The following is an 8,080-nucleotide window of genomic DNA, read 5'->3' on the forward strand; positions in this document are numbered from 1 at the left end:
TGCTGCCAATGGCCAGTCAAAAGCCGCAGATTATCGAAGTCATGTAGCTAAAAAACTATCCAAATCCCAACTGGCGGCAGCACAAAAAATAGCGGGGCAGTATTGTGAGAAATACCAATCACGTCGCTGATTTCTGACGTGCATATTCTTTTTATATGTGGGTTGTGCTGCCGGTTGTTAAGTTCCACCACTGACCGTTTCTGGCCGATTTCTGCCTGGTGCGAGGGGTAGTAAACGACCCAAAGCGGACATTGCCTGTAGCTCGAAGTTGACCGTCCATGATGCGGTATTGCAGCATGGTCTTGAACGAGTGGCAGCGCTGTTCCGGCACTCTGTAGACCGGAAAGCTTATGAATGATGCAAGCGCTACCTTTGCACCTAGCCGGAAGAAACTCATGATCAGGGTGTTACCGCATAACATACTCATGGAGCTTTCGGTAAAAGCCGAAGCATACGGTTTAACACTGAGTGATCTTTCCGCTACTTGCGAAAAGTTCGATGTTGCACCGCAAGATGTGCTGAACGAGTTGTCTGTCGCCGTTGCGGAAGGCTATCTACAAGAATCTTTGATCTATGATTTTTGCGATGGCGTTATGAACGGCATCATAAATGCCGTGGTTGAAGTGGGCATGACTAACGACATGCCTCAGCCCGCGTTTTCGCTTTACCAAGCGTTCGATCAAGGTGAATGGATCCGCAGTAACGACCCACCGGAGACTGACCCCAGTGAGAAATACACGAAGCCGGTGGTTCAGGAAATAATGGGTACCCTTAGGGGCTAGCTTTTACAGATCGAGAATTTTTCGCTTTTGACTGGGAGCAAGCGTGGATCGAACGCCCGCTCCTGGCCGTTTTTTGCCTGTCGCGAAGGGCGGCAACCGACCCAAAGCAGTCAACTCACTAAACGCATGTTCCACCGACAAAGAATGGGATTCGCTGAATTTCCGCCTCGCTCATTACTCGCCAATCATTTGGCAAAATACCGTACTCGAACTCGGCGCTTTCCAGTGCCTCATCCAATCCAAGCATCAAGTGGTCGCCTTCAATTTGGAGTTCTCCGTAGTTCTTAAAGCGTATCTCCAGATACACCAGGTCATCGTCTTCGGCCTTCAGGCCGAAAAGCACGATAGCGGTAACGTCAGGCCGGAAATCGCTGATTTTCCTTACATAAGCAAATAGGTGACTTGTGGGCTGGGGCATGGCGTTGGCCGTATCTATTGATGGTGGGTTACGGCATTTTATATGACTGCTCCTTGGCGTCGGCTCAGTACAACCTCTCGCGCACAGCCCTCAACACCGCTTCGATGTGCCAGGTTTCGACGCCGATGGCGACTGCTTCGCCGGCATCAAGCACTAACTCGATTTGGGTGGTTATGCCTTGTTCGAGAAGCAGTCGCTGCGCGTCTTCAAGAAGCCTGCGTTTACCTGTGAGCCAAAGTCGTTGTTTGCCCGTCAGCAACGCAAGGGTTTGCGGATAGGTGCACTGCAGCTTTCGACGCAAATTGACCAGCGCCGGTTTGTCGCCTCGGTCAATTGCCGGGGTCAGTAGATACTGGTTGCCCGACACTGCCTCCAGATCGTATTTGTCTTGCAGATACTCATCGACACTCATGCAACTGACGACCGTCTCACGCTCGCCCGTCATGACGTTGATCAAGTGCGCGTTAACACCGACGTAGCAGAACTCCGTCATGCCGCGGACGACGTAATCCTCACTGTTACTGCGAATAACCCAGTAATCACCGTTGGCGGAAAGCTCACATGACTGAATGACATAACGCTCAGGTTTGCCATCTCTCATGACGCCGTCAAACAGGCCAAGCACGATTTCGCAGGCCTGCTCGGCGGTTAGCACGGCGTTGATCTCTGTCACGCTTTGCCAAAGCCGAACAATGAACGCAGCCAGCCTGCCGACTTCCGTTCATAGAAGGGTGCGGTTTGCTTGAGGAAGTAATCGCTAAGGCCTGATTCCCCTTTGTGAACGCGATAGAGGTCAACGGGTTCGCCATCCGGAGCGGTATCCCCGGCAACGTTACCGGCTTCGCGCATGACCAGTTCAATATCTCCTTCCGCTTCAATACCAATGATCAGATGAGGCTTTTGATCAGACGATGCGTCATGCATCAACGCCAGAAATGCACGCTTTACGTCGCGATGTTTGGCGAGTAATTGTGTGAGCGAGTTGACCATCTTCGACGGATATTGCGACGGCTGTCCGAGCAGCACTTTGGTGTCTTTTTCGACCGTGCGCTGCACCGGCTTTTGGCCGATCTCGTCGGAGAGCAGTTGGCGCACCTCCTCCGGGAAAAACTCTTTCCCGTAAGGAGACTTTGGATTGAGGAAAAGAGGGGCGCCCAGTGTGATTTCAAACAGCGATCTGGCCGGGATCTCTACGTAGGACTCTTCGCTATCTATGGATCTTTGTAGTGTTTGCAACGAAGAAAAAAACGGGATGACAGCGGAGCCGTCAGGCTTTTGCCAATGCGCGATGCTGATGTTGCTACCAGCCTCGAGGTTGACTTGACCTTCGCCAGGGCCGGCAGTGCCGAGGACGTAGATAGTGGAATTCAACAGAGTCTTGAAAAAGTCAGGTCGATGGGCCGGTTCATCCGCCGCCAGCCTGAGTGATTTTTCGAGGGTGTTTTCTTGCTTGGTATCCATGATGTCCATCGGCAGTTCCATCAAAACAGACAAAAAGTGAGCGGCAAAGAGCGCGCAGTTTTTCACGCGACGGTGAAAACAGGAAGAACAGCAGGCTAATAAATCTGGAGCATACGGAGAGTCACCCTGAACGGTTTTCCAAGGATAGCTCCTCCATATCAGTGGTGGATGAAGAGCCAAATGCGGTTCGCCTCGAAGGGCTGCTTCTGGCCGTTTTTGCCCGTCGTGACAGGCAGAAAGCGACCCATAGCGACGCTCAAGGGTGACGCAGAGTTGTTGCGAAGCCGCTACAGTTAATTGAGTTGTATCCATTACAATTTTTTGAATGTATTGGTTGATCGGTTTTACGATGGCCCTCAAGACGTTTCTGACACGAGGGCACAATGCACATCGCCATCCTTACCTTTGAAGGGTTCAACGAACTCGACTCGCTCATCGCGTTCGGCATTCTCAACCGCGTTCAACAGCCAGGTTGGCGTGTGTCAATCGCCAGCCCCACAGCAAAGGTGCGTTCGATGAATGGCCTGATGATCGAGGCACAAGCTACTTTGGAGGACGCAAACGATGCGGACGCAGTGCTGGTGGGAGTGGAAGACTGACCCGAGAGGTTGTCGCGAATTCCGCTTTGATGGCCCGCCTCAAGCTTGATCCTGCGCGCCAACTCCTGGGTGCCCAATGCTCGGGCGCGCTCATTCTTGCAAAGCTGGGCCTGCTCAATGACGTGCCAGCCTGCACGGATCTGATCACCAAGCCATGGGTGGAAGAGGCCGGTGTTGCGGTACTCAATCAACCGTTCGTGGCCAACGGCAACGTTGCAACCGCTGGCGGGTGCCTGTCGTCGCAGTATATGGCGGCTTGGTTTATCTCGCGTCTTGCAAGTGTTGAGGCGGCACGGAGTTCGCTTCATCACGTTGCCCCGGTGGGGGAGAAAGATGTTTACATAACGCGTGCAATGGCAAACGTTGCGCGGTTTCTATGATTTAGACGATGGCTGCTAATGGTTGAAGAAACGGTGGTGGGTTAATTCCCAGGCTCGTCGGGAAATCAGGTCGCGTATGCAGACTGGCGTCATAGGCGACCTCCTGCGCGATGCTTAATTAACCTCTGGGGTTCCACCATCTTGGGCAAATGTATGAGAGGCCGCCTCTATCCGCTCTTCGAGCTGGGCAATGTAGGTTTTAGCGGCTTCTAGGCTGGTGAACGAAACTGCCGTTTCGCCAAGCCAAACTTTGCAACCGCCTCCTTGCTCATTTGATTCAATGGTGATTTTCATCTGCAAACCCTTTGCTGTTGAAGTGGCGGAGAGTAGCGCATTTTTTTGATGATTTAAAACGTATCAGAGGCTCTAAATCGGGCCTTTTTAGACTATTTGATATCAATCTTTAGACTTCGCCAAGTCTTTTGCCAGATGATCAAGAAGCGATGCCAATTTCCGCTCGGCATCTGCCAGCGCCTCTTTTGACGCGACTTCCCAGTCTGGTGCTATTTCGAGCAAGTCAGGTTCCGCCTCGGCCCGCAGGCACCATTGATGATGATCGTGCCATGAGCCGAGCGACGCTTGTACCGACTTCAATTGTGCCCTGGATTTTGCCTTGAGCGGTGATAGTGTTGGAAACGCATCGGAGAGGTATCTCGCGTTTTTCACAATGATCCTCAACTCGTGCCGATCAAAATGTTTGTCCCGAAGTCCGGCGATCAGTTGATTGATTCTTTTCTTCAGGGCTTTCGCGATTTGCCTTTTGACATCAACCAGCTCGCCGGCTCTTTCAGCTGTCCTGAACAGCTCTGGCCATCGATCCAGTTCGGCAAATAGTTTGTCGAGTACCGGGCTGGTGGCGAGCTTCCGATACTGTTCTCTCAGGGCAGCGCTTCGGCTCGTCGCCTGGCGCGGATAGCCCATTTTCTGCAGCTCATCAACGATGACCTCCAGATCCCTCGTGGGGGTAGTCGCTCTGCCAACCTCAGCGGCAGCTTCATTCAACGCTGAGACCTCGGGCATGTTGCGCAGCGGGCGCAAAAGACTGCGTATTTTCCGCACCGCGATCCTCAGATCATGTAGGGCTTCGCTGTCGCTGTGGGCTTGCAGGCGGGCGTGTGAGTGGTAGAGAGCGACTTCCAGAGAAATGATCTGAGCCACAAAATCGTCGACAAAAGACATCGCCGTCCTCGCTTGTGAGTGGGTTCGCAGAGCGTAGCAGAGCTACTATTCAGTGCGGCTATTGCGCATGGGCATTGCAATATAAACGTCATCAAGGTGACGCTGTCGATCGATGACCGCTTTTTGCCGATAGCTGTCTTTCAGTAAGAAGTCATTCCGGCGTCATCAGCACCGCGAGCGTCATATTGAAAAAGTCTTCGTTCCTGCTAAGTGTTGACTAGGCGCCGCGCACTTTACCTCGAACATTACCCGATCCGCGATGTTCGACCTACAGGCTGAGTTCCATGATCGCGGCTTCGAGAGCAAGCTGGTTTTCGTTGATCTTGAACAGTAGGGAAGGGAGCAGGTCTGCGTTCGACAATGTGGTTCCCCCATGGAAAGAGGACAGCGTAGCAGGCGGGTGCTATGCCGATTCAGGCAGCTCGGCGTTGATAGAAACTCGCTCGACCAACAGCTCCCCGTAGAAGCGAGTGACATACGGCTGGCTCAGTGGGTGCTACTAGGTGCAGTGGCAGGCACTCCTAACTGCTTTGGATGCTCATCATTTAATGTCGAGCAAACCACCTCTGCCTCCGTCCTAGCATTGAACACGCCATGCTTGCTGGCTGAGCCTCCCTCTACAAGATCAACAACCCTGTATCGCTTGCTCCCATCGTCCAGTGTGGTGGTTTCAATCACTCTGAATCTTGCGTGCATGGTTGCTTTCCGTGCATGACATTGGTGACCTACAAGTACCGGTAAAACGAGACGATTTCAAGAACGGGACGGTCTTCAGCTGAGACAATTTATGACAGTGCAATGCGCTCGTCATTGCAGGAGAACATAGCGGTGGGGGGGAGTGTCGAGGCATTTCTAAATGTCGCTGCTTCGGGCCTCATGGCCCGGCTCGACGTAAAACCCAGCACAGCAATTCTGAAGACCGGATGCTGTCGATTGGCGAAGCCCCGGGGCAATCTCCAGGGACAGGTATTAAAGAGGGCTATTTAGGAAGGGTTTAAAAGGAACAGAGTGGCCAAGCTAAACGCTGCCCCCGATCCAAAAATGAGGAGGATGAGCGACATCGTGAGGACGAGTGGTCGATTGAGCATGGTAAACCGTCCGCTGCCGGTGAAGGACGTATGGGTAACGACTAGAGTTGTCATTCGGTATTTAGAAGTAGGAACTGATTACAGGTTCCATTACAGCCTGGATTTTTTTGCCCATTTCATTCGACAGTCTGGCTAAGTCCCTAGGCTGAGAGCGCTGAGATGACGACTGAAAAATACTACGAAGACTTCCAAAAGGCGCGTTTGGAATTGGCTGCCGCGCTGGCGGTGGTTATGAACCTAGTCAAGACAGACAAAGCGTTTGGGGCTGACTGGGCCTAGGCGCTTGAGCGCGAAAATAAAGCACGCCAGAAAATGCACCGCGTACTCCATAGCCCCTTGGTTAGCCGAGTGGAGCGGAACCCCGGAGCAAATCAGCAGCCCTGTGATAGCCCTGTTGACGTTTCAGAGCGGGAGTAAAAGTAGAGTAGTTGAACTACAATTTGAGAGTTCGCCTCGCCAGCCGCAGCCCAATCAGCTCGTCCCTGAAGCGGCTGGCGGGGCGAACTATTCATTCTGCAATGCCATCGTTTAATGGGTCTCGCAACCATCTGGCGGCAACCCACTCAGCCGGGCCAAGCCTTGTTTGATATGCCCGGCGTTTTCGCCAACGGTGTAAAGCGCCCCCCGCACGTTATCGCCTACCTCTACCGCATTTTGCTGCTCGGCCCACAGCGTCAGCTCCATAACTGCCGCTTCCAACGCCAATTGATTGTGGTAAATCCTTTCCAACACATCCGCCAGTGAATACTCGCTAGACATGACGTCGACTCCGTTCGAGAAAACCCAAGCATAGTATCGGCCGCACCTCTGACAAGCGATACTTGCCGCTTGCTTGTAAATTGCGAAAAAGCAGGACGGTGCGACCCGTAGAAAACGACCGCGTAGTTGCACAGGCAGCTGTCTTTGAGGAAGCCCATTCCCGGTTTGAAAATGATTTACGGCTGCAACGGAATGGATGAGTAGGTCGGTTCGTAGGCTCAGTTCTAAGTGTCCCTTGGATATGGTGAGGGCGAGGGTAGAACGGAAGCCGTCATCGACCTGATCGGTCGACTGGAGAGGGGGCGCTTGTATCAGGTTCGTCAAACGGTAAGGCGCTAAAGTTAATTCGACTATCGCACCTTTGGGCTTTAGCCCGGCTCCCCCAAAATTATTCACATACCCTGGGAAAGGCTTAGCATGATTGATTCAAAGAAAGGGTATTTGGGCTGTCTCATTTGTCCCTGGCGATACCATGCTGTGCGCTATTCCACGTTTCAGTGAGCTCGTCTATTCGATCCGCGATTTGTGGCGTTTTTGAGAGGACAAGGCAGCGCGTATTGCCGACAAATTCTTCAATCAGATACACGGCATCACCGACATCCAGCTCCAACTCCTGCAGCGCCTCATCGGGAATTCGAATTGCGCCGTCACCGTCCCATTCTTCGATGATGATTTTCATAGGTGGCATAATCACGTGTAGTCTCCGTTGCTTTGAACCGGCAAGCCGCTCCTGTCTGTAAATTCTCAGTGGCAAGTTTTACAGATCCGGATATCGTCAAGCCTTAAGCTAGGAGCGCCCGCGTCATGTGGCTCGCGCTGGGGCGTATGTATCACTCCAGCTTCAGCATCTGCGCGCATCTGTTCAATCTCCTTCTGAAATGCCTTGTCCTGAACCGTTGGTTTGCTGCTGTACGGCTTTCGCTCTGGCTCAGGCTTGGCTGCATAAGTCGTTAACGCGTCTGGGTCGTGCTGCAGCTTCTCTTGGACTTGCGATTCCAGCATCGCACGGAGGGCGTCTTTATCTGGACGGGTAAGCAACTTTTTTACTCCTAATTGGCAGTCAGTGATTGGCTCATCGGACGGTGAAAGATGAGGCGTCCAAGCCTAAACCGCAACCGCCTGCGGTGAATCACTTTATCAAGTCTCAAAAAATCAAAAACAGGACGCATATCCCATTCTAATGTTGGGTGCCGGTCTCTGTTTGCCAAGTCGACCCGCTATAGACTGAGGGTTGCCACGCGGCCGATTGCGTCGCAGTTCAACGACGTGTACAGCGTGTTGATGAGCGTATAGGGTAATTGACGCCTCACGGATCACCCTCCAGCTAGCCTTAAATCAGGTTCTTCACGGAATCCCGGGAAACACAGAAACAAGAACGCCGATTTGATTGATGATGTTCGTGCGAGCAAACACA

8 protein-coding genes and 2 pseudogenes are annotated in these 8,080 nt (G+C 52.6%); 2 read left to right on the forward strand and 8 right to left on the reverse strand.

Annotation, left to right across the window (positions count from 1 at the left end; genetic code table 11):
• Positions 1–350: 350 nt before the first annotated feature.
• The gene (locus ACWKV5_RS29490; RefSeq protein WP_483844133.1) at positions 351–782 is read left to right on the forward strand and encodes a hypothetical protein; all 432 of its coding nucleotides are present in this window, start codon (positions 351–353) and stop codon (positions 780–782) included.
• Between the two features lie 118 nt (positions 783–900).
• On the opposite strand, the gene ACWKV5_RS29495 is transcribed toward ACWKV5_RS29490, so the two are convergent.
• The 3 genes from ACWKV5_RS29495 to sseB form a co-directional block, all read right to left on the reverse strand.
• A complete protein-coding gene (locus ACWKV5_RS29495) occupies positions 901–1,200 on the reverse strand; it encodes a hypothetical protein (RefSeq protein WP_483844134.1) in 300 nt (99 codons plus the stop codon).
• Positions 1,201–1,264: 64 nt separating this feature from the next.
• Positions 1,265–1,873, reverse strand: a complete 609-nt coding sequence (locus tag ACWKV5_RS29500) for a hypothetical protein (RefSeq protein WP_483844135.1) — start codon at positions 1,871–1,873, stop codon at positions 1,265–1,267.
• Complete coding sequence (gene sseB / locus ACWKV5_RS29505) at positions 1,870–2,973, reverse strand: enhanced serine sensitivity protein SseB (protein ID WP_483844136.1); 1,104 nt, start codon at positions 2,971–2,973, stop codon at positions 1,870–1,872. The genes ACWKV5_RS29500 and sseB overlap by 4 nt, the downstream gene beginning before the upstream one ends.
• A gap of 71 nt (positions 2,974–3,044) precedes the next feature.
• On the opposite strand from sseB, the pseudogene ACWKV5_RS29510 reads away from it, so the two are divergent.
• Positions 3,045–3,640: pseudogene (locus ACWKV5_RS29510) on the forward strand (DJ-1/PfpI family protein).
• Positions 3,641–3,754: 114 nt separating this feature from the next.
• On the opposite strand, the gene ACWKV5_RS29515 reads toward ACWKV5_RS29510, so the two are convergent.
• From ACWKV5_RS29515 to ACWKV5_RS29535, 5 genes and pseudogenes are all read right to left on the reverse strand, one after another.
• Positions 3,755–3,934, reverse strand: a complete 180-nt coding sequence (locus tag ACWKV5_RS29515) for a hypothetical protein (RefSeq protein ID WP_483844137.1) — start codon at positions 3,932–3,934, stop codon at positions 3,755–3,757.
• Between the two features lie 102 nt (positions 3,935–4,036).
• Entirely contained in the window at positions 4,037–4,819 is a 783-nt protein-coding gene (locus tag ACWKV5_RS29520) for a CHAD domain-containing protein (protein ID WP_483844138.1), read from the reverse strand.
• Positions 4,820–4,970: 151 nt separating this feature from the next.
• Positions 4,971–5,180: pseudogene (locus ACWKV5_RS29525) on the reverse strand (hypothetical protein).
• Between the two features lie 1,255 nt (positions 5,181–6,435).
• Entirely contained in the window at positions 6,436–6,666 is a 231-nt protein-coding gene (locus ACWKV5_RS29530; protein WP_483844139.1) for a hypothetical protein, read from the reverse strand.
• Positions 6,667–7,117: 451 nt separating this feature from the next.
• The gene (locus ACWKV5_RS29535; protein ID WP_483844140.1) at positions 7,118–7,345 is read right to left on the reverse strand and encodes an AbrB/MazE/SpoVT family DNA-binding domain-containing protein; all 228 of its coding nucleotides are present in this window, start codon (positions 7,343–7,345) and stop codon (positions 7,118–7,120) included.
• Between the last annotated feature and the right edge of the window lie 735 nt (positions 7,346–8,080).

It is taken from the genome of Pseudomonas oplopanacis, assembly GCF_057128725.1.